27 protein-coding genes and 1 tRNA gene are annotated in these 25456 nt (G+C 64.4%); 18 read left to right on the top strand and 10 right to left on the bottom strand.

The window, feature by feature from the left end; translation table 11 throughout:
* Genes MRBLST15_RS19445 through MRBLST15_RS19460 form a run of 4 tightly spaced genes read right to left on the bottom strand, consistent with a single transcriptional unit; the run spans position 1 to position 4367 of the window.
* Positions 1–528, bottom strand: coding sequence for a Slp family lipoprotein (locus MRBLST15_RS19445; RefSeq protein WP_265952827.1), 528 nt, complete (start codon positions 526–528; stop codon positions 1–3).
* Positions 525–2474 carry a DUF3488 and transglutaminase-like domain-containing protein gene (locus MRBLST15_RS19450; protein WP_265952828.1) on the bottom strand — a complete coding sequence of 650 codons (1950 nt, stop codon included), beginning with the start codon at positions 2472–2474 and terminating at the stop codon, positions 525–527. The genes MRBLST15_RS19445 and MRBLST15_RS19450 overlap by 4 nt, the downstream gene beginning before the upstream one ends.
* Entirely contained in the window at positions 2467–3411 is a 945-nt protein-coding gene (locus MRBLST15_RS19455) for a DUF58 domain-containing protein (protein ID WP_265952829.1), read from the bottom strand. Before MRBLST15_RS19455 ends, MRBLST15_RS19450 begins: the two co-directional genes overlap by 8 nt.
* A 2-nt stretch (positions 3412–3413) precedes the next feature.
* Entirely contained in the window at positions 3414–4367 is a 954-nt protein-coding gene (locus MRBLST15_RS19460; protein WP_265952830.1) for an AAA family ATPase, read from the bottom strand.
* 44 nt (positions 4368–4411) lie between these two features.
* Here MRBLST15_RS19460 and MRBLST15_RS19465 point away from each other — a divergent pair, with 44 nt between their 5' ends.
* Positions 4412–6253 (top strand): glycosyltransferase family 39 protein, encoded by a 1842-nt coding sequence (locus tag MRBLST15_RS19465; RefSeq protein ID WP_367787447.1) that lies wholly within the window; start codon positions 4412–4414, stop codon positions 6251–6253.
* 22 nt (positions 6254–6275) lie between these two features.
* On the opposite strand, the gene MRBLST15_RS19470 is transcribed toward MRBLST15_RS19465, so the two are convergent.
* Positions 6276–6848 (bottom strand): Maf family protein, encoded by a 573-nt coding sequence (locus MRBLST15_RS19470; RefSeq protein ID WP_265952832.1) that lies wholly within the window; start codon positions 6846–6848, stop codon positions 6276–6278.
* Positions 6849–6962: 114 nt separating this feature from the next.
* Here MRBLST15_RS19470 and MRBLST15_RS19475 point away from each other — a divergent pair, with 114 nt between their 5' ends.
* The 16 genes from MRBLST15_RS19475 to MRBLST15_RS19550 all read left to right on the top strand — a co-directional run bounded on the left by MRBLST15_RS19475 (position 6963) and on the right by MRBLST15_RS19550 (position 20051).
* Positions 6963–7472: a YceD family protein gene (locus MRBLST15_RS19475; protein ID WP_099819199.1), complete on the top strand. Its 510-nt coding sequence runs from the start codon at positions 6963–6965 to the stop codon at positions 7470–7472.
* Between the two features lie 107 nt (positions 7473–7579).
* On the top strand, positions 7580–7774 hold the full coding sequence (gene rpmF / locus MRBLST15_RS19480) for a 50S ribosomal protein L32 (protein ID WP_025879386.1): 195 nt from the start codon (positions 7580–7582) through the stop codon (positions 7772–7774).
* Positions 7775–7865: 91 nt separating this feature from the next.
* Complete coding sequence (locus tag MRBLST15_RS19485) at positions 7866–8843, top strand: beta-ketoacyl-ACP synthase III (protein WP_099819200.1); 978 nt, start codon at positions 7866–7868, stop codon at positions 8841–8843.
* 73 nt (positions 8844–8916) lie between these two features.
* Positions 8917–9699, top strand: a complete 783-nt coding sequence (locus tag MRBLST15_RS19490) for a serine/threonine protein phosphatase (protein WP_265952834.1) — start codon at positions 8917–8919, stop codon at positions 9697–9699.
* A gap of 148 nt (positions 9700–9847) precedes the next feature.
* Positions 9848–10792 carry an ACP S-malonyltransferase gene (gene fabD / locus MRBLST15_RS19495; protein WP_265952835.1) on the top strand — a complete coding sequence of 315 codons (945 nt, stop codon included), beginning with the start codon at positions 9848–9850 and terminating at the stop codon, positions 10790–10792.
* A gap of 82 nt (positions 10793–10874) precedes the next feature.
* Positions 10875–11618: a 3-oxoacyl-ACP reductase FabG gene (gene fabG / locus MRBLST15_RS19500; protein ID WP_059063244.1), complete on the top strand. Its 744-nt coding sequence runs from the start codon at positions 10875–10877 to the stop codon at positions 11616–11618.
* 152 nt (positions 11619–11770) lie between these two features.
* A complete protein-coding gene (acpP, locus tag MRBLST15_RS19505) occupies positions 11771–12010 on the top strand; it encodes an acyl carrier protein (protein WP_025874077.1) in 240 nt (79 codons plus the stop codon).
* Between the two features lie 145 nt (positions 12011–12155).
* Positions 12156–13418, top strand: a complete 1263-nt coding sequence (gene fabF / locus MRBLST15_RS19510) for a beta-ketoacyl-ACP synthase II (RefSeq protein ID WP_236508989.1) — start codon at positions 12156–12158, stop codon at positions 13416–13418.
* Positions 13419–13510: 92 nt separating this feature from the next.
* Entirely contained in the window at positions 13511–14875 is a 1365-nt protein-coding gene (locus tag MRBLST15_RS19515; RefSeq protein WP_367787451.1) for an aminodeoxychorismate synthase component I, read from the top strand.
* 203 nt (positions 14876–15078) lie between these two features.
* Complete coding sequence (gene mltG, locus MRBLST15_RS19520) at positions 15079–16140, top strand: endolytic transglycosylase MltG (protein WP_367787453.1); 1062 nt, start codon at positions 15079–15081, stop codon at positions 16138–16140.
* Positions 16137–16802, top strand: a complete 666-nt coding sequence (gene tmk / locus MRBLST15_RS19525) for a dTMP kinase (RefSeq protein ID WP_099819205.1) — start codon at positions 16137–16139, stop codon at positions 16800–16802. Before mltG ends, tmk begins: the two co-directional genes overlap by 4 nt.
* On the top strand, positions 16799–17755 hold the full coding sequence (locus tag MRBLST15_RS19530) for a DNA polymerase III subunit delta' (protein WP_100463434.1): 957 nt from the start codon (positions 16799–16801) through the stop codon (positions 17753–17755). The genes tmk and MRBLST15_RS19530 overlap by 4 nt, the downstream gene beginning before the upstream one ends.
* The gene (locus MRBLST15_RS19535) at positions 17752–18105 is read left to right on the top strand and encodes a PilZ domain-containing protein (RefSeq protein ID WP_099819207.1); all 354 of its coding nucleotides are present in this window, start codon (positions 17752–17754) and stop codon (positions 18103–18105) included. Before MRBLST15_RS19530 ends, MRBLST15_RS19535 begins: the two co-directional genes overlap by 4 nt.
* Positions 18106–18239: 134 nt before the next feature.
* Positions 18240–18314 (top strand) — tRNA-Val (locus tag MRBLST15_RS19540).
* An 87-nt stretch (positions 18315–18401) separates the two neighbouring features.
* On the top strand, positions 18402–18962 hold the full coding sequence (locus MRBLST15_RS19545) for a hypothetical protein (protein ID WP_367787456.1): 561 nt from the start codon (positions 18402–18404) through the stop codon (positions 18960–18962).
* Between the two features lie 114 nt (positions 18963–19076).
* A complete protein-coding gene (locus MRBLST15_RS19550) occupies positions 19077–20051 on the top strand; it encodes a hypothetical protein (protein ID WP_367787457.1) in 975 nt (324 codons plus the stop codon).
* Positions 20052–20415: 364 nt separating this feature from the next.
* Here MRBLST15_RS19550 and MRBLST15_RS19555 read toward each other — a convergent pair whose 3' ends face one another.
* The 4 genes from MRBLST15_RS19555 to MRBLST15_RS19570 form a co-directional block, all read right to left on the bottom strand.
* Positions 20416–20970: a hypothetical protein gene (locus MRBLST15_RS19555; protein ID WP_367787459.1), complete on the bottom strand. Its 555-nt coding sequence runs from the start codon at positions 20968–20970 to the stop codon at positions 20416–20418.
* A gap of 158 nt (positions 20971–21128) precedes the next feature.
* The gene (locus MRBLST15_RS19560) at positions 21129–21845 is read right to left on the bottom strand and encodes a hypothetical protein (RefSeq protein ID WP_367787461.1); all 717 of its coding nucleotides are present in this window, start codon (positions 21843–21845) and stop codon (positions 21129–21131) included.
* Positions 21846–22163: 318 nt separating this feature from the next.
* The gene (locus tag MRBLST15_RS19565; RefSeq protein ID WP_367787463.1) at positions 22164–22622 is read right to left on the bottom strand and encodes a hypothetical protein; all 459 of its coding nucleotides are present in this window, start codon (positions 22620–22622) and stop codon (positions 22164–22166) included.
* Between the two features lie 13 nt (positions 22623–22635).
* Positions 22636–23097, bottom strand: a complete 462-nt coding sequence (locus MRBLST15_RS19570; RefSeq protein ID WP_367787465.1) for a hypothetical protein — start codon at positions 23095–23097, stop codon at positions 22636–22638.
* A gap of 585 nt (positions 23098–23682) precedes the next feature.
* On the opposite strand from MRBLST15_RS19570, the gene MRBLST15_RS19575 reads away from it, so the two are divergent.
* Entirely contained in the window at positions 23683–23892 is a 210-nt protein-coding gene (locus tag MRBLST15_RS19575) for a YegP family protein (RefSeq protein WP_166472666.1), read from the top strand.
* A gap of 283 nt (positions 23893–24175) precedes the next feature.
* Here MRBLST15_RS19575 and MRBLST15_RS19580 read toward each other — a convergent pair whose 3' ends face one another.
* Positions 24176–25072 (bottom strand): hypothetical protein, encoded by an 897-nt coding sequence (locus MRBLST15_RS19580; RefSeq protein ID WP_367787467.1) that lies wholly within the window; start codon positions 25070–25072, stop codon positions 24176–24178.
* Between the last annotated feature and the right edge of the window lie 384 nt (positions 25073–25456).

Genomic DNA, 25456 nt, shown 5'->3' on the forward strand with positions numbered 1-25456 from the left:
CTACCACCAGCCCCAGCCGCGGTAACCGCCCCAGTAGGGGCCATAGGGGCCCGGGCCCCACGGTCCATAGGGGTAGGGCACCACATCGACCTGCCGCTGTTCCGGCCACAGATAGATCACGTCGGCCGCCAGCTTCGGCAGTCGGTAGTCGTAGTCGCCGATACGGGTGTTGGCGTAGCCATCGATCTTGCCGATGAAGGTCACGTCGCGGCCGGCTTCGAACACGGCCGGGTCGTAGAAGCCGGCACGGCAGGCGATGAAGCGGCCGTCACTGGCATCGGAGGAGGTGGTGTTCGGGCGGCCACTGCCGTTGAGCGGGCGCGAAATGATCTGGAAGCAGGTCTCGCCCTGGCCGGGCTTGGTTTCGATGATGCGGCCACCCCAGCGCACCGGCGTGCCGACCTGCTGGGTGGCAACCGAGTCGCGCGGGGAAACCAGGCTGAATTGTCCCTGCAGCGGCTTGGGGGCCGTGGCGCAGGCCGACAGGGCCAGGGCGGCCACGGCGGTGAAGAGGAACTTGGTATTCATGGGGAGGCTCCGGAAGTCGGGCGATGCCTGCGCAGGTCCCGCAATAATGGGGCGAGCTCGGTACAAGTGCCAGCGTAGCGTGCATCAGCGAAACGCTGGCTGAGTGTGATGAGGGCCGGGTCGGGGCGCTGCGCGTTGACCCGCCGCGCCCAGTGCAGGGCGGGTTCATGCGGTTCGCGGCCCAGCCCCAGCCGCGCATAGCGCTGCCCCAGTCGGTGCCAGGCGCGCAAAAGCGGGTCGCGCTCGCGTTCGCCACGGGCCAGCAGCCATGCCATCCACGCAAGCGCCAGCAACGCGGCCATCACGAAGCCGGCCAGCAGCTGTCCCGGCTGCAGATCATCCAGGCCGAAGGGTTGCAGCAGCTGCTGCTGCCGGCGCGCATCGAAGGACAGCACCAGTTCGTTCCAGCCCCTGCGCATCCAGTCGCGCAGCTGGCCCAGCTGCTGCCAGCGCTGCTGCAGCCCGGTATCGGCCCCGGCCTGCAGGCGGTCGTCGAGCGTGTCCAGGATGCGCTCGGGTGCCACGGCCGCTGTCGGGTCGATGCGCACCCAGCCGCGTTGCGGCAGCCACACCTCGGCCCAGGCGTGGGCGTCCATCCTTCGCAGCACCCAGTAGTCGCCGATCGGGTTGCGCGTGCCGCCGGCGAACCCGGTGACCACCCGCGCCGGAATGCCGGCATTGCGCATCAACACCACGAAGGCCGAGCTGAAATGCTGGCAGTAGCCGGCCTTGTAGTCGAACAGGAATGCATCGACCGGATCGCGCCCGGCGGCCGGTGTTTCCAGCGTGTATGAAAAATCCGCAGTGATCCACGCCAGGGCGCGACGGACCACGGCGGCATCATCGCTTCCCGCTTCCTGCCGCCACTGCCGGGCCAGAGATGCCGTGCGTGGGTTGAAGCCTTCCGGCAACTGCAGCGCGGCGCGGCGCTGGTACGACGACAGCGTGGCATCAAAGCGCTGCGGCGGGGCCGAGTGCAGGCGCCACCGGCTCAGCGCGGACAAGGTGCGGTCGCTGCTCAGGCTCAGGTCGGCATCCAGCCGGCTGCCGTCCGGTGCGGCGGTGGGCAGATCCAGCGCGACCAGCTGGCGACGATCGGTGGGCTCGTAGTCGATCTGGTAATCCCAGCCTTCCGTGCCGTGCTCGACCACTGCAGGCGGCAAACGCTCGGTACGGCGGTCGCGTCGCCACACATGCCCGTCGAACTGGGTCAGTACCGGCCCGCGCCAGTAGCGCTGCGCCGGCTCTGGAACCGCGCCGAAGAACTGCGCCCGCAGCGCCGGGGTGTCGTCGGCCATCAGGTCCAGCCACTGGTCAGGCTGCATCGTGTCCGACAGCCCAGGCGTTCCGACGGCGCGTTCGGGTATGCCCCACAGCGGCGTGGCCAATCGTGGAAACAGCCAGAAGCAGGCCAGCGCCAGCGGCAGACCGATCAGCAACAGGCGACCGACACCGCGAAGCTGCGCGGACAGCGGCGGTGGCGTACTGCGGCCCTCACCTTGTGCCAGTCGCTGCAGCGCAATCAGGGCGCTGATGCCGGCCAGCACGGCGAGCGCGGTGGTCAGCGGTCCCTGGTCGAGCAGGAAGGCCGCGAACGGTGAAAACAGGGCAAAGCCGAGCAGGCTGCGTGCATCGCGCACGGTGCGCAGCTCGCTGGACTTGATCGCCAGCATCGCCGCCAGCAGTGCACAGCCGGTATCGCGGCCGGGGCGCACCGCCCCCATCTGCCAGGCGATGGCAGCAAGCATGCCCAGTACCAGCAGTACGCGCACCGGCATCGGCAGCATGCCGCGCTGCGACAATGCTGCAGTGACGACCGCTGCCACGGCGATCAGGGTGGCCAGAGTGGTGGGCAACTGCAGCAGCAGCGGCAGCAGGGCCAGTGCGGCGCTGGCCAGCGTCCACGTGCGGGTGTTGCGGTCCAGCAGCAGGGCAGGCTCAGTCATGGGGAAGCAACGCCAGCGCGCGCAGGCACAGATGGTGGTGGCTGGCGCCCTGACCGGGTCCGATCGGTGGGTGCATCGGCAGCAGCAACGTGTAGCGACGGCCTTCGCGCTCGGCGCTGTCGACCCAGCGCGCCAACCGCGCGATGCGGGCCTCCTGGCCCAACGGTGCCAGCGCGCGCCAGTCCAGCACCACTTCGATGCCTGTCGGCTTCTCGTATTCGCGTACCAGCAGCGCGTCGCGGCGCGCGGAGTGTTTCCAGGCAATGCTGCGCGGTGGATCTCCAGCGCGATATGGGCGCAGCTGATGCAGTTCCTCGCCGTTGGCGTGGGCGCGGGTGTGCAGTGGATCGCTGCCCTGCTGTGGCAACGGCGGCGCCTTTGCTTCGGCCAGCGGGTAGACCAGCAGGGGTTCGTCCGGCCACACCCATGACCACGCCCTGACCAGGCCAAGCGGTTGTGTGGTGGACACGCGGATGCGCGGCAGGTCCAGCCAGCCACGGCGTTCGCTGGGCACTTCCAGCTCGGCTTCACCGCGGCCGTGTGCGGGCAGGTCGAGCCACGCTTCGCTGCCCTCCAGTTGCAGGTGCAGGCCGTGGCGTGCGCGTGGGTCGCGCAGCGACAGGTCCACGCGCAGGCGCAGCGGTTGTCCGGCCGGCAGCGGTTCGGCGGAGATCGCGTCGATCTGCACGCCCGACAACTGCAGATGCGCGGCGATGGTGCTGGCGATCGCGGCTGCGGCCAGCAGCAGCGCCAGCAACAGTGCAGGGTTGTTGTTGTAGTTCAGTGCACCCAGCAACATCGCCACCAGCAGGCAGGCCACAAACAGGCCGAAGCGGGTCGGCAGCACGTAGATGCGCCGTCGATCCAGCCGTTGCGGCAACGACTCCGGCCTACGCGGGCGTGCCAGCTGCAACAGTCGCCGGGCATGCGATGCCATCGTCAATCGACCGCGACCGTCTGCAGGATCGCGCGTGCCAGCGCCGGCCCCGAGCTTGACTCGGCTTCGCCCACCAGACGATGGCCAGCCACCGCCACGAACAGGGTCTGCACGTCTTCGGGCACCACGTGGCCGCGGCCGAGCAGCAGCGCATGTGCCTTGGCCGCGCGCAGCAGGGCCAGGCCAGCGCGCGGCGACAGTCCTACACGTACGCCGGCATGCTGGCGGCTGCGGGTCAGCAGTGCCTGCACGTAGTCGACCAGCGCGTCGCTGACATGCACCTGGCCGACAGCCTCGCGCAGTGCACGTACCTGGGTGTCGTCCAGCTGGGGCACCGCGCGTGCGATCAGCTCGCGACGATCACTGCCGCGCAGCAGCTCACGTTCCGCCTGTGCGCTGGGGTAGCCCATCGCCAGCCGCAGCAGGAAACGATCGAGCTGCGAATCAGGCAGCGGGAACGTGCCGGACAGATCCACCGGATTCTGCGTGGCGATCACGAAGAACGGATCGGGCAGGGCATGGGTTTGACCGTCGAGGGTGACCTGCTGCTCGGCCATCGCTTCCAGCAGGGCGCTCTGCGTGCGCGGCGGCGCCCGGTTGATTTCATCGGCCAGCAGCACGTGGGTGAAGACCGGCCCGGGATGGAACTGGAACTGGCGGCTGCCGGCATCGTAGACCGATACGCCGAGTACGTCGGCAGGCAGCAGGTCGGAGGTGAACTGCACGCGGTGGAAGCTCAGCCCCAGGCTGCTGGCCAGGGCATGGGCCAATGTGGTCTTGCCGAGACCGGGCAGGTCTTCGATCAGCAGATGGCCGCCAGAGAGCAGGGCCACGAAGGCCAACCGCACTTCATGCACCTTGCCCAGCACCAGCGCATTGACCTGGTCCTGCGCATTGCGCAGGGACTGACGCAGTTGATCGGTTAGCATGCTGGGCATGGGGGACGAAGCTGTCATGGTCGTCTCAAGTTCGGTAACCGGTCGATTCTATCCATAGAGCAATGCAGGGCGAACAGCGCGCACGTACGATTTTTCTCTGGTTATGGACGCTCGTCACAGCGGCCAAGCTGGTCGTGGCCGCGCGCCTGCCGTTATTCGTCGATGAGGCGTTCTACTGGCAGGAAGGCCAGCATCTGGCAGCAGCCTATTCGGATCTGCCGGGACTGACGGCATGGTTGACCCGGCTGGGCGTGGAGCTGGGAGGCCACCATGTGCTTGCGCTGCGCCTGCCGTTCCTGGCCATTGGTGCAGTGCTGCCGCTGCTGGTATCGCGCATTGCGGCGCGCTGGTTCGGCAATGTTGCGGGGTGGCAGGCCGGCAGCTTGACGCTGCTGATGCCGTTGTCGGCAACGCTGGGCCTGCTGGCCGTACCTGATGTGCCGATGGCGCTGGCAGCCGTGCTGTGCCTGGACGCCGGCGCACGCCTGCTGCGCAACGTCGACGCGTCTTCGGCGGTGAAACTGGCGTTGGGCCTGCTGATCGGCGCGCTCAGCCACTATCGCTTCATCGGTGTGATCGGCGTCGGCTTCATTGCCCTGCTGGCGCTGCCGCAGGGCCGGCGCATGCTGACCGATCCGCGCGTATGGGTGGCCCTAGCCGTTGGCGTACTGGCATGGCTGCCGCTGTTGGCCTGGAATGCCGACAATCACGATGCCGGCCTGAAGTTCCAGGTGGTCGAGCGCCATCCGTGGGCATTCGAGTGGCGCGGCCTGTGGTTCCTGGTGATCCAGCCGATGCTGGTCACGCCCATCCTGTGCATCGCGATGTGGAAAGTTGCGTTGGCCGGCACCCGCAGCGGTGGCGGTGCGCGCGTGCAATGGCGCTATTTCGGCCTGGTTGGTGGCGTATCGACGCTGGGCATCTTCGCACTGGGCTTCTTCACCGACGTCGAACGCATCAGCTTCCATTGGCCGCTGCCGGGCTACCTGGCCCTGCTGGTGGCAGTGCCGGTGATACTCAATGGCTGGCCGCGCTGGCTGCGGCGTACCGGCTGGTGGCTGGCCGGGCTGGGCATGGTGCTGGCCTTCGGCTATTACCTGATGGCGTCCTCGTCATCACTGCGCGAGCAGTTGGCCGGCGACAAGTACTACCCGCGCAACTTCGCCGGCTGGCAGCCACTGGCCGCTGCGGTCCGTGAAGAACTGCAGCAGATGCCGGAAGGCAGTCGCGTGCTGGCCGGCAACTTCAAGGTAGGTGCCGAACTGGGCTTCCAGCTGGGCCGCGGTGACATCGACGTGCTGCCGCATCCGCTCAACGACAAGCACGGCCGTACCGCGCAGCTGGCGCAATGGGGCCAAGTGCATGAGGGCGAACGTGAAGTGCCGATGCTGCTGGTGCTGTCGCCCAGCGATCAGCGTTTCCGCGATCTGCTCACGCGTTATCACGCCCTGTGCGAACAGGTCGGGCCGCTGCCGCCACCCCGCGTGGTCAGCAACGATCACGGATTCCAGCGCTTCCTGCTGTTCCGCCTGCCGGTGCAGCGCGCACAGGGTGTGTGCGTGACGCCTGCGCTGGCCTACCTGGACTCGCCGGCCAATGGAGACGTGGTGAGCGGCACGCTGGCGATCAAGGGCTGGGCGTTCAAGGAAGGTGTCGGCCTGTCGCGGGTGGAAGTGCTGGTGGATGGCCGTTCGATCGGCGATGCCACCTATGGACGTATGTTCGATATCCGCCAAGCCTGGCCGGGCAGCACCGACCCGCAGCATCCGGCTGTCGGCTTTGATGCAACACTCGATACCAGTACGCTGGCACCGGGAAAACACTGGCTGGGTCTGCGCCTGCATGGTCGCGATGGCAGCGTGGAGGCGTGGCAGGAGCAGCCGTTCGTGGTGGAAAAGCGCTGAAGCAGCATGCCTCGTGCCAGAGTTACGGCACCGCGAATCCGGCCCTGCGCAGCACTCCGCACAGGGCGATCAGCGGCAGCCCGATCAGCGCCGTCGGGTCACGGTTGTCGATGGCCTCGAACAGGCTGATGCCCAGGCCTTCGCACTTGAAGCTGCCAGCGCAGTCCAGCGGTTGTTCAATGGCCACGTAGCGAGCGATCTCCGGCGCCTGCAGCGCGCGGAAGCGCACCTGGGTCAGATCGATTGCCGTGAAGGATTCTCCGTCGCGGGTGAGACTGATGGCAGTGTGAAAGCGCACCGTCTGCCCGGACATCGCCGCCAGCTGCGCACAGGCCGCCTCGACCGTGCCTGGCTTGCCCAGCGGTTGACCGTTCAGGTCCGCTACCTGGTCCGAACCGATCACCCAGCAGCCGGGATGGCGGGCGGCCACGTCGGCCGCCTTGGCGCTGGCCAGGCGTGTCGCCAGCGCCAGCGGGGCCTCGTTGGCTTGCGGGGTCTCATCCACCTGCGGGCGTGCGCAGTCGAAGGGCAACCCCAGCCGTTCCAGCAGGTCGCGGCGGTAGCGGGAGGTGGAGGCCAGGACCAGGGCAGGCATGCGGGAATTCCGGGAGCGGGGCGCGGCAGTCTGGCCCGGCACAGCCAGCCACAGCAAGCCTTTCATGGCAGTCATTTGACACGCGACCTGCCGATCCTTAATATTCGGCGGCTTATGTCCGCGAACGTACCCGAAACGCTGGATGCCTGGCGGATGGTCGTGGCGCGAAGGCGCTTCGACGGTCAGGTCTCCCTGGCTGAATTGACTCGCCTGCAGGGGCTTGTCGCAGATACCGAAGGCGAGTGTAATTACTCGCTCGAATTCGGTCGCGACGAGATCTTGCGGGTATCCTATGTGGAACTCAGCATCGATACCGCGTTGCCGCTGACCTGTCAGCGCAGCATGCAGCGCTTCCTGCTGCCGGTGAAGATGACCCAGAGGCTTGGCCTGATCCGCGACGAAGACGAGGAATCGTCCTTGCCGGAGGAATACGAGGCGTTGCTCGTGCCGGAAGATGGCCAGCTGCGTCCGTTGGACCTGGTCGAGGACGAACTGGTGCTGGCGGTACCGGTGGTACCCCTGTCGCCGGATGGTGAGGCAGTCGACAAGGACTGGGCACCGACCGAAGAAGAAATTGAAAAGGCCAACCCGTTTGCGGCGTTGGCGGCATTGAAGAAACAATAGCAGCCGGTTGTCGTCGGCGGCTGCGGCGAAAGTGAAAAGTGTGCTGGACGCTGGCGTCCTGTGCGACGAAACGACGAAGCAAAACGAACCGAGTTTGGAGCAATCCCATGGCTGTCCAGAAATCCCGTGTTACCCCGTCCCGTCGTGGCCAGCGTCGTTCGCATGACGCCCTGAGCGCCAAGCAGCTGTCGACCGACCCGACCACCGGCGAAGTGCATCTGCGTCACCACATCACTGCTGACGGTTTCTACCGCGGCAAGAAGGTCATCCAGACCAAGTCTTCGGCTGTCCAGGAAGACTGATGTGCCGGAAGGTCGCTGCCCGCTGGGCAGCGGCCTTCGCCTTCTTTCCCGGGCACGCCGGTGAACGGCGGCTCGTGCAACAGGAAACATGATGAGCAAGCGGATCTACTCGAGGATCGCGGGCACCGGCAGCTATTTGCCGGAAAAAGTCCTGACCAACGCCGACCTGGAAAAAATGGTCGAGACCTCGGACGAGTGGATCCAGACGCGCACCGGTATCCGTGAACGGCACATCGCTGCCGAAGGCGAAACCACCAGCGATCTCGGCTACCAGGCCGCGCTGCGTGCGATCGAAGCGGCCGGTATCGACGCTTCGCAGCTCGACATGATCGTGGTCGGTACGACCACCCCTGATCTGATCTTTCCCTCCACCGCGTGCCTGATCCAGGCCAAGCTCGGTGTGAGCGGCTGCCCCGCTTTCGACGTCAACGCGGCCTGTTCGGGCTTCGTGTTCGCGCTCAGCGTGGCCGACAAATTCATCCGTTCCGGTGATGCCCGCCATGTGCTGGTGATCGGCGCGGAAACCCTGACCCGCATCGTCGACTGGGAAGACCGCACCACCTGCGTGCTGTTCGGTGATGGCGCGGGCGCCGTCGTGCTCAAGGCCGACGAAGAAACCGGCATCCTCAGCACCCACCTGCATTCGGATGGCAGTAAGAAAGAGCTGCTGTGGAATCCGGTCGGCGTCTCGGTCGGTTTCGGTGAAGGCAACAACGGTGGCGGCACCATCAACATGAAGGGCAACGACGTGTTCAAGTACGCCGTCAAGGCGCTGGACTCGGTCGTGGACGAAACCCTGGACGCCAACGGTCTGACCAAGTCCGACCTGGACTGGCTGATCCCGCACCAGGCCAACCTGCGCATCATCGAGGCCACCGCCAAGCGGCTGGAGATGTCGATGGACCAGGTCGTGGTCACTGTCGACAAGCACGGCAATACCTCGTCCGCCTCGGTGCCGCTGGCGCTGGATGCGGCTGTGCGTTCCGGCAGGGTCGAGCGCGGCCAGCTGCTGCTGCTGGAAGCATTCGGTGGTGGCTTCACGTGGGGTTCGGCACTGCTGCGCTATTGATAGTGCCAGTTACGACAACGTGAAACCGTCGTTACGGCCCCTCTGGGGCCGTAATGCGTTAAAGGAGACTGTCATGGTTGAGCCCATCGTCATCGAAGGGCAACGCGCCTGGCTGAAGCAGTACGGCGAAGGAAGCCGAGCAGTGGCCCTGGGCCTGCTCAATTTTGTTGCCCGCCGGTTCCATCTTGATGCCCTGCGCCCGCCGCCGCACCGCGGTGGCGACGCCGCGCGCGAAACCGAGGCTCGCCGGCTGGCGGAACTGCAGGCGCAGGGGGTGAATGTTCCCGCGGTGATCGGCAGCGGCCATGCCGCGCTGGTGATCGGCGACAACGGCAGGTCGTTCAATACCTGCCTGCGCGAGGCCGACGACGCTGGTCGTGATCGCCTCGTGGCTGCGGCGATGCAGGCCATTGCCGAAGCGCACGCGCGTGGCGCCTATTTCGGCCAGCCGCTGCCACGCAACCTCACTTGGGATGGTCAGAACGTCGGCTTCATCGACTTCGAAGAAGACCCGCTGGAAGTCATGGATCTGGCCGAAGCGCAGGCGCGTGACTGGCTGATGTTCGGCTATGGCGTGGCCAAGTACTACGCCGACCGCCCCGAAAGCCTGCAGGCGATGATGGCCGAGGCGATGAACGGGGTGCAGGCGCCGGTGCGTGCCCACGTACACGCCGTCAGTGGCCGCCTGCAGCGCCTGGCGCGGGTGTGCATGAAACTGGGGCGCTCGGCGCGTGCGCTGGCCCACTCCATCTTCATCACCCACGGCGCCACCACGCTGGGCCTGCTGATGGTGGTCGGCCTGTGCATGGACTGGTTTGCCGACGGCGAGCTGGACATCCTGCAGCTGCTCTGCTGATTGCGGACAGGGGGCACAGCCCTTTTCCGCAGGGAAAGGGATCCGACCCCACCCATGATCCATACGCCGTGCATACGCGCACGTACAGACGACACGGCATGTTCCCCCTTATCATGGCCCGCTTCGATTGCAACAAGCGGATGACCGCGTGACCGTATCCACCCTCGCTTTTGTCTTCCCCGGCCAGGGCTCGCAGTCTGTGGGCATGCTGGCCGAGCTGGCCGAACTGCACCCGCAGGTGCGTGAGGCCTTCACCGAGGCATCCGATGGTGCCGGCGTCGACCTGTGGGCGTTGTCCCAGGGTGGCCCGGAGGAAATGCTCAACCGTACTGAATACACCCAGCCGGCCCTCCTGGCCGCCAGCATCGGCGCGTGGCGCGCCTGGAACGCCGTTGGTGGCCCGCGTCCGTCGGTTCTGGCGGGCCACAGCCTGGGTGAGTACACCGCCCTGGTCGCCGCTGGCGCCCTCAGCCTGCACGACGGTGCGCACCTGGTGCGCCTGCGCGGACAGCTGATGCAGGAAGCCGCTCCGGCCGGTGTCGGCGCGATGGCCGCCGTGCTGGGCGCCGAAGACCAGCTGGTGCTGGACGTCTGCGCGGAAGCTGCCGGCAGCCAGGTGGTCGTTCCGGCCAACTTCAACTCGCCGGGCCAGATCGTGATCGGCGGCGACGCTGCCGCGGTCGACCGTGCGCTGGCGCTGCTGGCCGAGAAGGGCGTGCGCAAGGCGGTCAAGCTGGCCGTCAGCGTGCCCTCGCATACCCCGCTGATGCGCGAAGCCGCCAACCGTCTGGCCGAAGTGATGGCCGGCCTGTCCTGGCAGCTGCCGCAGCTGCCGGTGGTGCAGAATGTCGACGCCAAGGTGCACGACGGCGTGGACGCGATCCGCACCGCGCTGGTGCAGCAGCTGTACCAGCCCGTGCAGTGGACCGGCTGCGTGCAGGCGCTGGCCGCCCGTGGCGTCACCCAGATCGCCGAGTGCGGTCCGGGCAAGGTGCTGACCGGCCTGGTCAAGCGCATCGACAAGGCCATCGACGGCCGTTCCCTGGCCACCCCGGGCGACTTCGAAACCGCCCGCGAGACGTGGTCGGCCTGATTGCCCCTGTTCCTGCCGACCGTGCCGGTGGCCGCCGCAAGCGGCACGGGTGCGGCGGCCGCCCCAGCCTGAGGAAAACATCATGAGCAAGCCCCTGCAGGGTGAAATCGCACTGGTTACCGGTGCCAGCCGTGGCATTGGTGCCGCCATCGCCGATCTGCTGGCCGCCCAGGGCGCCACCGTCATCGGCACCGCCACCACCGAGTCCGGCGCCGCCGCAATCGGCGAGCGCCTGGCCGCCCACGGCGGTCACGGCCGTGCGCTGAACGTCACCGACGCTGCCGCGCTTGATGCCGTGCTTGACGGTATCGCCAAGGAATTCGGCCCGATCTCGATCCTGGTCAACAACGCCGGCATCACCCGCGACAACCTGCTGATGCGCATGAAGGAAGACGATTGGGCGTCGATCATCGACACCAACCTGACCAGCGTGTTCCGCACCAGCAAGGCCGTCATGCGCGGCATGATGAAGGCGCGCAAGGGCCGCATCATCAACATTGCCTCGGTGGTGGGCGTGACCGGCAACGCCGGCCAGGCCAACTATGCCGCCGCCAAGGCCGGCATCATCGGTTTCTCCAAGTCGCTGGCCAAGGAAATCGGCTCGCGCGGCGTCACCGTCAACGTGGTCGCGCCGGGCTTCATCGACACCGACATGACCAAGGCGCTGCCGGAAGAGGCGCGTACCGCGCTGATCGGCGACATCGCCCTCGAACGCCTGGGTTCGCCGGAGGACATCGCCCATGCGGTGGCCTTCCTGGCCAGCCCGGCTGCCGGCTACATCACCGGCGAAACTCTCCATGTGAACGGCGGCATGTACATGCCGTAAGCAAGGGGCGCAGGGATCGCGCCGCAAGTGGTTGATCTGCGAGGATTTTTGCTGCAATGCAAGGTCACGCCGGTTTCCACTACACTATCCCACGGCCATCGCCTTTGATGGCGACCACTTTTGAACCACTACTCCATCTGGAGCGATATCCCATGAGCACCATCGAAGAACGCGTCAAGAAAATCGTCATCGAACAGCTTGGCGTCAAGGAAGAAGAAGTCACCAACAGCGCATCGTTCGTCGATGACCTGGGCGCTGACTCGCTGGACACCGTCGAGCTGGTGATGGCGCTGGAAGAAGAATTCGAGTGCGAGATCCCGGACGAAGAAGCCGAGAAGATCAGCACCGTGCAGGCTGCGATCACCTACATCACGGCCCACGTCAAGGCCTGATGCAGGACGTCAGTGCGCGCGCGGGCGATGAGCTCGCCGCGCACGACACCCCATGGGGCCGCTGTTTGCGGCCCCGTGTGTTTGCGTACCACACCGAAGTAAACCGCGTTACCCGCAAAGAACGTTCGGGTCAGGAGAATCAGCAATGAAGCGTCGCGTCGTCGTAACCGGCCTGGGTATGGTCTCGCCGTTGGGCAATGATCTGGCCAGCAGCTGGGAAGGCATCACCCACGGTCGTTCGGGCATCGGTCCGCTGACCAACGTTTCTGATGCCTACCTGGAACGGTTCACCACCAAGATCGCAGGTGAGGTCAAAGGCTTTGACATCACCGCCGACAACGAACTGTTCGGCAAGTACCGGGTCAGCGGCAAGGATGCCAAGAAGATGGACCCGTTCATCCATTACGGCCTCGGTGCCGCCTTCATGGCCCTGCATGATTCCGGCCTGGAGATCACCGACGCCAACGCCGACCGCATTGGCGCCATCGTTGGCGCCGGCATCGGCGGCCTGCTCGGCATCGAAGAGCAGACCATCGAGTTCCACGAGGGGAAGAAGATCTCTCCCTTCTACGTGCCCAAGACCATCATCAACATGCTGCCGGGCCAGCTGAGCATCATCAGCGGCCTGAAGGGTCCGTCGTTCTCGGCGGTCTCGGCATGCGCCACCTCCAACCATTCCATCGGCACCGCCATGCGCATGATCCAGTACGGCGATGCGGACGTGATGGTGGCCGGTGGTGCCGAACGCGGTTCCTCGCCGACGGCGCTGGGCGGCTTCTGCGCGATGAAGGCGATGAGCACCCGCAACGACGCCCCGGAACAGGCCTCGCGCCCGTGGGACAAGGACCGTGACGGCTTCGTGCTGGGCGACGGCGCCGGCATCCTGATCCTGGAAGAGTACGAGCACGCCAAGGCCCGCGGCGCGAAGATCTACTGCGAGCTGGCCGGTTTCGGCGCCAGCTCCGACGCGTACCACATGACCGCGCCGAGCGAGAACGGCGAAGGCGCTGCGCGCTGCATGGCCATGGCCATGAAGGATGCGGGTGTCACCCCGGACCAGGTCGGCTACCTCAACGCACATGGCACCTCGACCCCGCTGGGCGACCTCGGCGAGACCATGGCGATGAAGACCGCCTTCGGCGACCACGCCTACAAGATGATGGTCAGCTCCACCAAGTCGATGACCGGCCACCTGCTCGGCGCTGCCGGCGGCGTGGAAGCGATCTTCTCGGTGCTGGCAATGCGCGACAACGTGATTCCGCCGACCATCAACCTGCAGCAGCCGGGCGAAGGCTGCGACCTGGACTACGTGCCCAACGAAGCACGCCAGGCCAAGGTCGACGTGGTGATGTCCAATGGCTTCGGCTTCGGCGGCACCAACGGCACGCTGATCTTCAAGCGCGTCTGATCGCACCGGCAGCGTCGAGCCAGGCTCGACTCCGCCAACCACGAGGCCGCCGCAAGGCGGCTTCCGTGTATCCGTCTCCCGAACTGGCTGCCATGACCCACGCCCCGCTGATTCATCCGCTGCCACACCCGATCGACCTGCTGGCCCTGCAGCAGCGCGACCCGGCGCGTTTCCCGCTGCTGATGGAGTCCACCGCCTCGGGTACCGCGCAGGGCCGCTGGAGCCTGCTGCTGGCCGCGCAGGGCGACACTCTGCAGCTGGACGCCGATGGCCAGGTGCGCGACCAGCACGGTGCGCTGCAGCCCGGCAGTTTCCTGCAGGCGCTGGACCGCGCATGGCAGGCACAGCGGTTGCCGCACGACGGCGGCCACGCGCTGCCGTTCCGCGGTGGCTGGGCGCTGATGCTGGACTACGAAGTGGCCAGCCAGGTCGAGCCGGTGCTGCCGGCGCGCGCGCGCGATGACGGTCACCCGACCGCGCTCGCCCTGCGCTGCCCGGCCGCCGTGCTGCATGACCACCAGGCCGACACCAGCTTCCTCATTGCCGAAGCGGGCGAGCAGGCGCTGCTGGGCACGCTGGTCGCGTTGGTGGCCGGCGAACTGCCGCAGGCCGGGCAGGGCTGGCAGCCGCCGCAGTCGGTCAGCGAAGACGAGCCGCAGCGCTTCACCGATGGCGTGCGCCGGGTGATCGAGTACCTGCGTGCCGGCGATGTGTTCCAGGTGAACCTGTCGCGGCGCTGGAGCGCGCATTTCGCAGCACCGGTCAGCCCCCAGGCGTTGTACGCGCAGCTGCGACGCGCCAATCCAGCGCCGTTTGCCGGCTTGTTCAGTGCGCATGGCCGGCATGTGGTCAGCTCGTCGCCGGAACGGCTGGTCTCGGTGCATGGCGGCCACGCGCAGACCCGCCCGATCGCCGGCACCCGCCCGCGCTTCGAGGGCGACGACGATGCCGCACGCATCCGGGAGCTGGTCGGCCATCCCAAGGAGCGCGCCGAGCACGTGATGCTGATCGACCTGGAGCGCAACGACCTGGGCCGCATCTGCCTGCCCGGCACGGTCGTCGTGGACGAACTGATGACCGTGGAAAGCTACGCCCACGTGCACCACATCGTCAGCAATGTCAGTGGCCAGCTGCGCGCGGAGGTGACCCCGGGCGAGGTGATCGCCGCCACCTTCCCCGGCGGCACCATCACCGGCTGCCCGAAGGTGCGCTGCATGCAGATCATCAGCGAGCTGGAGCAGGTGCCGCGCGGCGCGTACACCGGTGCGTTCGGCTGGCTGAACCGCGATGGCGACCTGGACCTGAACATCCTGATCCGCACCGCCGAAGTGGATGGCAACGAGGTCAGCTTCCGTACCGGTGCCGGCATCGTGGTCGACTCGGACCCGGACAAGGAACTGGACGAAACCCGGGCCAAGGCGCGCGGGCTGCTGCGGGCGCTGGGGCAGCCGGGTTGATCGATTGCCGCCGCCGGGCATGGCCCGGCGCTACCGGTCCTGGTGGGCACGGATGCTTCCATGGTCGTTCATCCACGCATGGCGTGGATCTACTGGAGAGGGTGGGTGCCGACCGTTGGTCGGCACGGACGCGTGGCCCCGGTCATGACCCCACACCGGCGGCACGGTATCCTGCACGACGGAATCGAGTTCAGAGGTAGTCCATGGCGGGAGCCAAGCGCGGGTGTCTGTGGGTGGTAACGCTGCTGCTGGTGCTGGTCGCCATCGTGGCCGGCGCGGGCGCGTGGTTCTTCTACAAGCAAAGCCAGTTTGCCGACGTACCGTTGACCCCCGCCGCGGACAGCGTGGTCATCGCCAGCGGCGATGGCATGAACAGCGTGCTGCGCAAGCTGCGCGAGGCCGGCGTGGACGAGGGCCAGGATACCCAGTGGCAGCTGCTGGCGCGCCAGCTCGATGCCGCCGGCAAGCTGAAGGTGGGCGAGTACGCGCTGAGCAAGGACCTGACCCCGCGCGAGCTGCTGCTGCGCATGCGCTCGGGCAAGGTGCTGCAGCACCGCGTCACCATCATCGAAGGCTGGAACATCCGCCAGCTGCGCGCCGCGCTCAAGCGTGCCGATCCGCTGCTGCACACCACCGACACCCTCGATGACGCCGCGCTGATGGACCGCCTCGGTTTCGCCGGCCAGCATCCGGAAGGCCGCTTCCTGCCGGAGACTTATGTCTACCAGCGTGGCGACAGTGACCTGGACGTGCTCAAGCGTGCCCACGGCGCGATGGAGAAGGCGCTGGACGACGCCTGGGACAGCCGCGCGCCGGATCTGCCGATCAATACGCCGTACGAGCTGCTGACGATGGCGTCGATCATCGAAAAGGAAACCGCGCTGGCCAGCGAGCGACCGCAGATTGCGGGCGTGTTCATGCGCCGCCTGAAGATCGGCATGCGCCTGCAGACCGACCCCACCGTGATCTACGGCATCGGCGCGGCGTACGACGGCAACATCCGCCGCCGCGACCTGACCACCGATACGCCCTACAACACCTACACCCGGTCTGGCCTGACCCCGACCCCGATCGCCATGCCCAGCCGTGACGCGCTGATGGCTGCTGCGCAACCGGCACCGGGCGATGCGCTGTACTTCGTCGCCGTGGGCGATGGCAGTGGCGCACACGTGTTCTCGCCCAGCCTGGACAAACACAACGCCGCCGTAGCCCGCTACCTGCAGCAGCTGCGCCAGCAACGCACCCAGGAGACCCCGGCGCAATGAGTTCCGCGCTGCTTCGCCATCCCCGTTTCGTCAGCCTGGAAGGCGGCGAGGGCGCGGGCAAGACCACGGCCATCAACGCCATCCGCGAGTGCCTGCGCCGCCATGGCCATGAGGTCGTGCTGACCCGCGAACCCGGTGGCACGCCGCTGGCCGAGCGCATCCGCGGCCTGGTGTTGAAGCCCGATGCCGAGATCGCCGCCGAGCCGCTCAGTGCCGAGGCTGAGCTGCTGCTGGTGTTCGCCGCGCGCGCGCAGCATGTGCGCCAGGTGATCCAGCCGGCACTGCAGCGTGGCGCTTATGTGCTCAGCGATCGCTTCACCGATTCCAGCTACGCCTACCAGGGCGGTGGCCGCGGCCTGGACCCGCAGTGGATTGCCGACCTGGAGCGCCGCGCCGTGGGCCTGCTGCCCGGTTTGACCCTGCTGCTGGACGTGGACGTGGCCGTTGGCCGCGCGCGTGCCAATGGCCGCGATCTGTGGCCGGACCGCATCGAAAGCGAGCAGGACGATTTCTTCCAGCGCGTGCGCGAGGTGTTCCGCAGCCGCGCACAGCAGGACCCGCAGCGCTTCGCGCTGGTCGATGCCGGCCAGGTGCAGGAGCGGGTGGCGGCTGATGTGGTTGCGCGTGTCGAGCGCTGGCTGCAGCAAGGGCAGGGCGCATGAGTACGTTTTCGCCCTGGCAGCAGCGCGCGTTCGACCAGACCGTGGCCGCGCTGGATGCGGATCGGCTGGGCCACGGCCTGCTGATCTGTGGCCCGGCCGGGCTGGGCAAGCGTGAAGTGGCCCTCGCGCTGGCCGACCATGTGCTGGCACGCGGCGATGCCGCGCACGCCACCCGCACCCGGCAGCTGATTGCCGCCGGCACGCATCCCGACCTGCAGCTGATCAGCTTCATTCCGAACAAGAGCGGCGACAAGCTGCGCACCGAGATCGTGATCGAGCAGGTGCGCGAGATCACCAACAAGCTGGCGCTGACCCCGCAGTACGGCGTGGCGCAGGTGGTGATCGTCGATCCGGCCGATGCCATCAACCGTTCGGCGGCCAATGCGCTGCTGAAGACCCTGGAAGAGCCGCAGCCCGGACGCTACCTGTGGTTGATCAGCAGCGACCCGGCGCGCCTGCCGCAGACCGTACGCAGCCGTTGCCAGCGCTTGGAATTCAAGCTGCCGCCGCGCGAGGAAGCATTGGCCTGGCTGCAGCAGCAGGGGCACAACGAGGCAGCCGCGCGCGAGGCACTGGATGCAGCACGTGGCCATCCCGGGCAGGCTGATAACTGGCTGCGCGAAGATGGCCTGAGCCTGCGTCGCGACGTTGGCCGCGAGCTGGAACAGCTGGCTGCCGGCAAGACCGGTGCGGTGGAACTGGCGCAGAAGTGGTGCGCCGATGACAACGCGGCGCTGCGCCTGCGCTTCGCCGCCGACCTGGCGCTGGCCCAGGCCAGCACCGATGCCTTGACCGCGCCGGAGCGATTGCACAAGCTTGCAGCCTGGTTCGATGCGGCCAACCGCACCCGCGACCTGCTGCGCACCACGGTGCGTGCAGACCTTGCGGTGGTCGAGTTGCTGCTGGCCTGGAACAAGGTGAACGAGCGGCCTGCCGCAAGGGGAAATCGATGAGTGCCAGCAACGCCCGCCAGGGCATCCTGTCCCTGGCCGTGAAGGACAAGGCCGCGCTGTACAGCGCGTACATGCCGTTCGTGAAGAATGGCGGCATCTTCGTGCCCACGCCCAAGCGTTATTTCCTGGGCGACGAGGTGTTCCTGCTGCTGACCCTGCCCGATTCCAGCGAGCGCCTGCCGGTGGCTGGCAAGGTGATCTGGGTGACCCCGGCGGGCGCGCAGGGCAACCGCGCGGCCGGCATCGGCGTGCAGCTGGCCGACGGCCAGGAGGGCGAGACCGTGCGCCACAAGATCGAGACGATCCTGGCCGGCCTGACCGGTTCGGACAAGCCGACCCATACGATGTGAGGTGGCGCCGCGGGGCCTCTCTGTAGAGCCGAGCCATGCTCGGCTGCTTTGGCAAAAGGGCCGGGGAAACACGCTGTGAAAAGGTGTTGACGCCCTGAAAAACCGCCCTATAATGAGCGGCTCAGCAACACACCGGGCGGTTAGCTCAGCGGTAGAGCATTGCCTTCACACGGCAAGGGTCACAGGTTCGATCCCTGTACCGCCCACCAAATAAACCCTTGATTTTTCAGGGTTATCGTCAAAGCCGGCCTTGAGCCGGCTTTTTCGTAAGTGCAGAGTAAGTGCAGGGAGGTCGCATGGGCTCCAACAAGCAGTTGACTCGCCGCCAGATGAAGATGGGGCTCTACAAGCTAACCCTTGCCCGCTCGGATTTCTTCGCCAGCCGAAAGGCTTGCGCGTACATGGTCAAGCATGTAACTGGGTTCGATCACCCGCTTTACTATCACCTGTACGCTTCCTCCGTTGTTTCTTACGCGAAGCCCTTCGTAAACTCGGCTATCGGCGTCCTTCCAAGCCGATGGACGAAGTTCGAACACAGATGGATGACCGACGTCCATAATGACGTGATCAGGGCGCGCCACGAGGTGATCGCGCACAACGATCAGAACGCCCGCAAGTTGACGATAGTGCCCCCTGGGGCCGCGCCAGACGACATTATTCCTGTGTCGCGCATTGGGATCGCATTAAAGCTTGACACCTACTACATCAGTGGCGGCTTGTTCTCATCGCTTGGTCAGGTCTGTGAATACCAAATCGATCGCCTCAACAAAGCAATCGATGATGCGCTTGATGCCCTCTATGAAGGGCAAGAGCTGCCATCGGAACCTTTCGAACTGACACTAGACGACGAGCTATAGGCTCAGTCCTTTCACTTCTCTTCGTGCGTTGGGCGATGCCTGGAGCGCACTGCTGCTGGTGGTCCCCGCCGTCTTGCTGCTATTACCCACGACATTGAAGCTGGTCTGCCGATGATGAAGCTCAGCCCCGAGCCGCTATTTGATCTTTCAGCTAAAACGCCTTGTACGCTTGATGGTGCTGCGATGCTCGCGGCGCTGTGCGAAATTTCGAATGAGGGCGACTACGGGCCGGCGCCTCTTGGGAGATACAACAGATCTGTCGGCAGGGTGCTGGGAAGAGTGGAGCGATATGCTCGCAATTTGCGTCCGCATCTCAAGCACAGATTAGTGGCCCCGTCCCCTAATTCTGAGACGATTAGCTCGATTGCGGAGGAGATGGAAGGGCTTATCTACGCTTGCACCGAGCATGCTGAGACGGTGAAGGGTATTCTGGGTGGGTGTGGAATTAGCAAAGGCGACAAAGCATATCGCCCGTTATTTCATGCATGGAAGAATGCTACGGACCTGTTGGATGAGATGACCAACACAATGAAGCACCAGGAAGCTAGGTGTCGATTTCATACAGTCCATATTCGACATGGCGAAATCTTCCTGCCGTTGCACGGTTTTTTTATAGAGGGGTACAAAGAGAACGCCCTCGGACCACATCCCGTTGTTCATCGTGATCATCCAGTCTATTCGGTGACTTGGCTTGCTTGGGCTGCGATTGAGTTGGTGTTGGTGCTAAATATGTTTCTGCAGTCCTCGATCACTGAGAAATTTGGAGTTTTGCCCTTCACAAAAATGGACCGGCCTGAGCTAAGATCTGCTGTCTATGAGACCACTCGGCTGCCCGCGTATAGCTTTGGTGAGCCTCATTTTTTATCTACTTCACATCCTGGTTTCATTCTTCCAGATTGTTCGAGGAAGGATTTGCCAGCGAGTCAGCTATGTTATGGATCGATCTACTACCCATGGAACCGTGATCGGGCGGTCGCCTTGGTCGGTGGTGCGACAATGCACGTGGCGGATGGTCAAACAAGGTCTTTCCAGATCGTTTCCCCAGAAAAATTTGTGTTAATCGACTGGAAGGTGATCAGTCCGGAGTAGGCTGTGCGTCAAGGTTTGCGACCGCGAAAGAACGACTTTACTTAAGTCGTGGCATAGAAGCGTGGTTGCTTGCAGTCGAGTCGGGGCTTAACCCGTATGTGGCTCCTGATCGGGTCAATGAGAGGGTCGGCGAGGCCTTCCTCATTCATTGGATGATCAAACTGGTGCTAACTAAGTGGGCGTGGCTCTGAGGACGGAGAGCGACACGCAGGACCTCAAGCTCACGAAAAAGCTAGTGAAGTGGTCTCTTCGCCATGCCGCCCCAGTTGATCCTCTGCAATTATTCCGCGACGTGCCTTTCGCGTCTGAATGTGCCGGCGAGAGCCGAAGAGTTGACCTCAGGTGGAGCGGTGGCATGAGTCCGTCAATCAACGTGATACCGACTGAAGCCTCGCTCGCCGCGGGCCTTGAAGTCCAAGTCGAGAAGGTCATTGAAAAGATTCTTGGTGCGGTAGAGATAGCCTTGTAGCTTTTCCTGGGCGTAGAAGGGGTCGTCATCCTCGGCGGTAGCCAGAATTCCTTTGTAGAGACCGCTACACCGTGCGGCCATCTCTCTCACTTGCAGCCATGCCGGCAGGAAATCGGGGCTAGGAAGATCGGTCAGCTTCAGCTCGTCCGCCGCCGCAGCTATAGATGTCCATTCAGCGTGATGCCCCCATTCGCCGAGGCCACGCCTGCCAGACTCGGTGCTCGTATCCACTTCAAGCAGCGTCATCATCTTTATCAGGTGCTGTGTGTAATGCAGGAACTCGTCTGCACCATCAAGCTTCCGTCGACGTTCCTGCCACCTAGGCACCGCCGCTGCAGCGTAAATAGCCGCTGCAGCGAAGATGGCTTGGGCCCAGGCGGCTGCTGCAGACCACCAGTCCAACGGTTGGCACAGAATCTGAAATGGGTAGCAGTAATTCGGATCGGTCATGGAAGCCTCTTCCGTTGGTGGAGGTCGAAGCGTGGACGTTTAACCGGCAACAGGACCATGGCCCGGCTGACCAGGCTCGAAGCGATCCAGGGTCTTAATACGCCCGCTGGCTAATGTGGACGACATCACTTCGTGGCGATGGGCGTGGCTGCGTGATGCTACGAAACAGTCGGCGGAATGCTGGATACCGCTGCGGCCTCTGGGCCTGGGTGGCTGGCGTCGCTTGGTCGTATACCCACGAACGCCCTAAACTCTTTTTCGAAATCGGAACTGATCTCCAGCAGCCATTTGAGTTGTTGACGCAGGAGGCTGAAATCCTCGTGGTCGCCCTTGTAGCCGAACCTTCCACCATTGGACATCGATGGATGAACGATGCGCGGCACGATGGTTGCGGCTATCTCAGCCAATGTCCTTCCGCCACCGATGAGGGTGGCCAGATCCGCGCCAATGCTGTCCGGGAGATTGTGAATCCGCTCCTCCACTCTCTCAGCCCCGGGCACGAGACTGCGAGAAACGCCATCCAAGACGCGTAGGAGCTGCTGCCCTTTTTTGATTGTCGCGGGGCTGGTCCAGTCGATGCCGTCTTCCCAAGCGGTTAGCAATGCGGACAGGTGAGTAGGAAGGGTGACCACTTCGTAGAGCAGCAGCCGACCGATGATTCGCGCGTTCTCCTGCCGCAGCTTCACGGCTTCGCCGTGCTGTTGTCGCGCGATTCCCTTCGCCTCTTCAGCGATGTCTGTAGCGCGCTTGGAAGTTCGGTAGGCCAAGAAAGCCACGACCGTGGTGCTCACCGCCGCGATCGTGCCGACGCCGACTGCAAACCAGTCGGCCAGATTCCCTACCTCGTCCGCCAGTGGACAGAACTCAATCGGCATAGACCCTCCCTGTTGGAGCAGATTCTGCCACGGGCGGCCAATGAGTGTCCTCAGTGGAAAACTGCTCGTCCGGGTCGTTGTTGTCCTGTCGGCGACTGACCTTGGATTCGTCGGTGGGCGTGGCTCGCATCTAGGAGAGCATCGCGCTGAGCGCGTGCGTGGTTGAAACGTTGAGGTCTTGGCTAGTCGAACCCTGTCTTCTATTCGGTAGCGAATAGTTTGTGCCCGGTCACCGGCACGAGGTACGCGGATCCGCAGAGTGCCGGCCCGGGCTGCAGGTGTTGTTGGGGACACCGCCTGCTGGTCCCTCCCTTCTGGCTAGTCGGCCAGCAGCACGACAGGGTTCGCGTCCGGGCGACGAGGGATGCTCTTTCCCTCGGCAGCCGCTTGGCGGATTAATCCTTCTTCCTGGTGCTCCAGGTCCAGCAGCTGGGCTTCCATCTTTTCGCGAGCGGCGTCATCGGCGACCGTCAGGCCGTTCTGGTAGATCGCCTTGACTTCATCGTAGAGGCGGGCCCGGATGACGTCGGGGAAGAACTTGCAGGCATACCTGTGGCTGTCTTCCGGATACATCGATACGGGATCACCGCCGCCAGGGGTGTGCGCGAATGCAAAGGGCTGGATTCTCACGCCCTCCGCCATCTGCTGGATATGCCGGTCAACGGCTGCGAGGGCCTCTGACTCAGGTCGCACGCCTTCGCGCAGACCCTCGATATCCTCGGCCAGCTTGGATATCTGTGCGCGCAAGCGCGTCAGTTTGGGGTGGGCATCGGTCATGGTCTTCTCCTGGTTAGCTGCTCAAGCCCCAATCGGCCAGCGTTTTCTGAAGGTGGGACTCGGCGGCTCGGAACGCCGAGACGTCGCCGCTGGTCCGCTCCGTTTCAGCGAGTGCGGCTTCCACGACGACGGCTACGGCATCGACCGCGGCCAAGTGACGTTCCATCACCGCGAGCCTCTTCTCCCGGTGCTCATCGAGGGTCAACGTGCTGGCGGTACTCGAAAAACTAATGCTTCCGCCCTGACGGACGCCGGCGTCGTAACCACGCATGGGGGCGCTCCCTATGGCGGGTTGCGGGCCGCTGAAGCTTTTGGCTTCAACCCGCATCTGTTCTTCGATTTCCCGCCGATGGGCGCGAAGATCTTTCCGGCGCTCGTTCAGTGCGTCGCGTGCGGCTCTATGCAGATCGCTGCGGATCCGCAGCTGTTCCAGCTTGATAAGGGTTTGCGGGACATCGTGGGTTTGATCGGCCACGGTTAGCTCCTGGGTGAGTGGGCGAATGCGGGCAGCCGTTCGGGCCTGGCCGCCAGCGCCCGCTGGAAGGCAGGCAGGCAGCGCAGCGCATCCGCGAGGAGCTCGGCCGGAGGGATGCCGGCTGCAGCCGCTGCGTCGCAGAGGGTGTCGCTGACAACTTGGGGGAGGTCGATCTCGATTCGAGGCATGGCGGCAGGCCGTGAGGACTGTTCCATTTCATCCCAAGCGGCCATGCCGAGCCGCCTCGGAGTGCGTAGGAATGCGCACTTCCGTAGCCCGGATTGCGGCCAGGAGGATCTGAGCATGCCGCGGGGTTGAATAGGGTTCCGATGTACAAGACGCACAGGTCCAAGAAGTGCACTTTTCCCCGGGAGAAACCTCGTTTTGGGGTGACCTGTGGTGGAGCATCCCTAAGGGCCGAAAAACTGTCGCGAACCGGGGTCCGAATTCCCCCCGGTGGCTGTGGACAACTGCAGGGGCCCCCGCTGGCAATTTTTCAACATGTTATCCACAGGCTTGTCCATGGCGAGCTGTGATCGCTGTCACATATATTCGCCCCGACCATTGCGGTCAAAGGAGAACGGCATGACGGGACATCCTCAGCAGTTCGTGATCTACAAGGACAAGGCCGGTGAGTTCCGCTGGCAGCTCTACGCGCAGAACAGCAAACTCATTGCCGATAGCGGCGAGGGGTACAAGAACCGAAGCGATTGCATCCACGGGGCCAGGCTAGTGAGCTCGATCGCTGCTGGCGCGTTGATGTGGGACAAGTCAACTCAACAATGGGTTGAGTAGCTGATGCAGGGGCGACGCACTCCTGCGTCGCCCCTTTGTCTCACTGACAGGGTTAAGGCCGTGCTCGCCCTGGGCCAGCTCAATGGCGTCGGATGCGCTTCTTACTGCAGGTGGCGCGCTTGCGGCCATTGCGTACTTCGAACACCGCCGAGGGCGGCGCCTCTCTCACTGACTTACAGTGCTTATGCAGCTGGGCGTCGATCAGAATGTAACCGCCGCGCAGCACAAATTGCGACGGTCGGCACGCGGCTGCGACCCTATCAAGAGCACCGTTGCAAATGCTCTAGCTCGCAAGTGCAGCGAGCTGCGGTAGGAAGGGGGCAACCGCGGTTCCTATGATCTGCATGTGATCTGATACGGTCGAGACAAACCTAACGTATGCCTCGTGGAAGCTCTTCTTGTTCCCAGCCGAGCGCATTTCCTCAACTGTCTGAGTGAGCCGTTGGATGGTGACTTGATCGGCCGCAGAGGTCGAAATTGCCTCCAGAAGCTCTGTGAACAAGGCGGACTCATTGTGTACCGACGTGGCTGTCTGGGTCGTTCCTGGGCTTCCGTTTGCGACGTTCTGCACAGTTCCGTAGATGTTCGTATGGAAAATCTGCTGTACTCGGTCTTGCGCGATAGGTTCAGAGTTCGGCGGCGCCTCCCCCGCTTCTGGCGCAGCCGCCTCTATGTCGATAGCGAAATTTAGGACCTTCGTACGAACCGTGTCTAGAACACCCACAATCGCTGCGACCGGAATTACCTTCCACGCCTCCATGCAGTTCATGCCGTCATAAATTTCTTGTCCAAAATGTGCCACAAGGTCAGGGTTCCAAGGCTCCTGCAGGGTGCCCCCGCTTGCGTTGCTCACAAGGCTCTCAAGCGCAGCGATTCCACTTTGGATGTATGTGTGGCTGAGCATCGCTTGGAAATCGCTTGGCAAGCAAGACAAGGGGATGTTTGCGTTTCTAAGGCCTGACTGAAAAGGTCCAGAAAAATGACCTTTAGAGATAACATTCGCAATCCGGTAGGGAGGCAGTTCGTCCTTGGAGTTGTAACCGTTGAGTTCGTTTGCAACCCAGGATCTCAACTCTTCATTCCGAAGCCGCGCAGCCAGTAGTGTGCATTTGCGGAGCAAGTCCGAGAGTGGGATCGAAGAGTCGACTGCGGCCTGTTGGATATCTCGGAGAAGTGACATAGCGTTTTCCGGCTGCTCTAGGGCTGTATTGTCAGACGTATCCTAGAGCAGAGGTGCGTCCCCATGTATATCGGATGTGTAGTCGATTAGCCCCTCAGCGGAAGCTCTCGCCGGATTCGATCCATGCAAGCAGGTCGCCCAAGTAGTACCAAGGCGTTTTGGCGGGCTGGAAGAAGCGGGGGCCCTTTCCCTCCAGTCGCCATCTTCGAAGGCGGCTGACAGGGCACGGGATCAGCGTTGCCGCAGTCTGTTCGGTTACCCGACCATCGATCGTCACGTAGTGACCTGTCGCCTCCAAGCTCTCGCGCACTTCTGTGATCGAAGTCGGAAGACTGCTGCCCTGGGCAGCGCTTGGTTCCTGACCGCTCACTTATCCCTCCGTTC

The organism is Stenotrophomonas sp. LST15-1-1.1, from assembly GCF_040815575.1.
Classification (GTDB): Bacteria; Pseudomonadota; Gammaproteobacteria; order Xanthomonadales; family Xanthomonadaceae; genus Stenotrophomonas; species Stenotrophomonas lactitubi_B.

Coding starts and splice junctions, on each gene's coding strand:
- MRBLST15_RS19445 (WP_265952827.1), bottom strand. CDS start 528: ATGAATACCAAGTTCCTCTTCACCGCCGTGGCCGCCCTGGCCCTGTCG.
- MRBLST15_RS19450 (WP_265952828.1), bottom strand. CDS start 2,474: ATGACTGAGCCTGCCCTGCTGCTGGACCGCAACACCCGCACGTGGACG.
- MRBLST15_RS19455 (WP_265952829.1), bottom strand. CDS start 3,411: ATGGCATCGCATGCCCGGCGACTGTTGCAGCTGGCACGCCCGCGTAGG.
- MRBLST15_RS19460 (WP_265952830.1), bottom strand. CDS start 4,367: ATGACAGCTTCGTCCCCCATGCCCAGCATGCTAACCGATCAACTGCGT.
- MRBLST15_RS19465 (WP_367787447.1), top strand. CDS start 4,412: ATGCAGGGCGAACAGCGCGCACGTACGATTTTTCTCTGGTTATGGACG.
- MRBLST15_RS19470 (WP_265952832.1), bottom strand. CDS start 6,848: ATGCCTGCCCTGGTCCTGGCCTCCACCTCCCGCTACCGCCGCGACCTG.
- MRBLST15_RS19475 (WP_099819199.1), top strand. CDS start 6,963: ATGTCCGCGAACGTACCCGAAACGCTGGATGCCTGGCGGATGGTCGTG.
- rpmF (WP_025879386.1), top strand. CDS start 7,580: ATGGCTGTCCAGAAATCCCGTGTTACCCCGTCCCGTCGTGGCCAGCGT.
- MRBLST15_RS19485 (WP_099819200.1), top strand. CDS start 7,866: ATGAGCAAGCGGATCTACTCGAGGATCGCGGGCACCGGCAGCTATTTG.
- MRBLST15_RS19490 (WP_265952834.1), top strand. CDS start 8,917: ATGGTTGAGCCCATCGTCATCGAAGGGCAACGCGCCTGGCTGAAGCAG.
- fabG (WP_059063244.1), top strand. CDS start 10,875: ATGAGCAAGCCCCTGCAGGGTGAAATCGCACTGGTTACCGGTGCCAGC.
- acpP (WP_025874077.1), top strand. CDS start 11,771: ATGAGCACCATCGAAGAACGCGTCAAGAAAATCGTCATCGAACAGCTT.
- fabF (WP_236508989.1), top strand. CDS start 12,156: ATGAAGCGTCGCGTCGTCGTAACCGGCCTGGGTATGGTCTCGCCGTTG.
- MRBLST15_RS19515 (WP_367787451.1), top strand. CDS start 13,511: ATGACCCACGCCCCGCTGATTCATCCGCTGCCACACCCGATCGACCTG.
- mltG (WP_367787453.1), top strand. CDS start 15,079: ATGGCGGGAGCCAAGCGCGGGTGTCTGTGGGTGGTAACGCTGCTGCTG.
- tmk (WP_099819205.1), top strand. CDS start 16,137: ATGAGTTCCGCGCTGCTTCGCCATCCCCGTTTCGTCAGCCTGGAAGGC.
- MRBLST15_RS19530 (WP_100463434.1), top strand. CDS start 16,799: ATGAGTACGTTTTCGCCCTGGCAGCAGCGCGCGTTCGACCAGACCGTG.
- MRBLST15_RS19535 (WP_099819207.1), top strand. CDS start 17,752: ATGAGTGCCAGCAACGCCCGCCAGGGCATCCTGTCCCTGGCCGTGAAG.
- MRBLST15_RS19545 (WP_367787456.1), top strand. CDS start 18,402: ATGGGCTCCAACAAGCAGTTGACTCGCCGCCAGATGAAGATGGGGCTC.
- MRBLST15_RS19550 (WP_367787457.1), top strand. CDS start 19,077: ATGAAGCTCAGCCCCGAGCCGCTATTTGATCTTTCAGCTAAAACGCCT.
- MRBLST15_RS19555 (WP_367787459.1), bottom strand. CDS start 20,970: ATGACCGATCCGAATTACTGCTACCCATTTCAGATTCTGTGCCAACCG.
- MRBLST15_RS19560 (WP_367787461.1), bottom strand. CDS start 21,845: ATGCCGATTGAGTTCTGTCCACTGGCGGACGAGGTAGGGAATCTGGCC.
- MRBLST15_RS19565 (WP_367787463.1), bottom strand. CDS start 22,622: ATGACCGATGCCCACCCCAAACTGACGCGCTTGCGCGCACAGATATCC.
- MRBLST15_RS19575 (WP_166472666.1), top strand. CDS start 23,683: ATGACGGGACATCCTCAGCAGTTCGTGATCTACAAGGACAAGGCCGGT.
- MRBLST15_RS19580 (WP_367787467.1), bottom strand. CDS start 25,072: ATGTCACTTCTCCGAGATATCCAACAGGCCGCAGTCGACTCTTCGATC.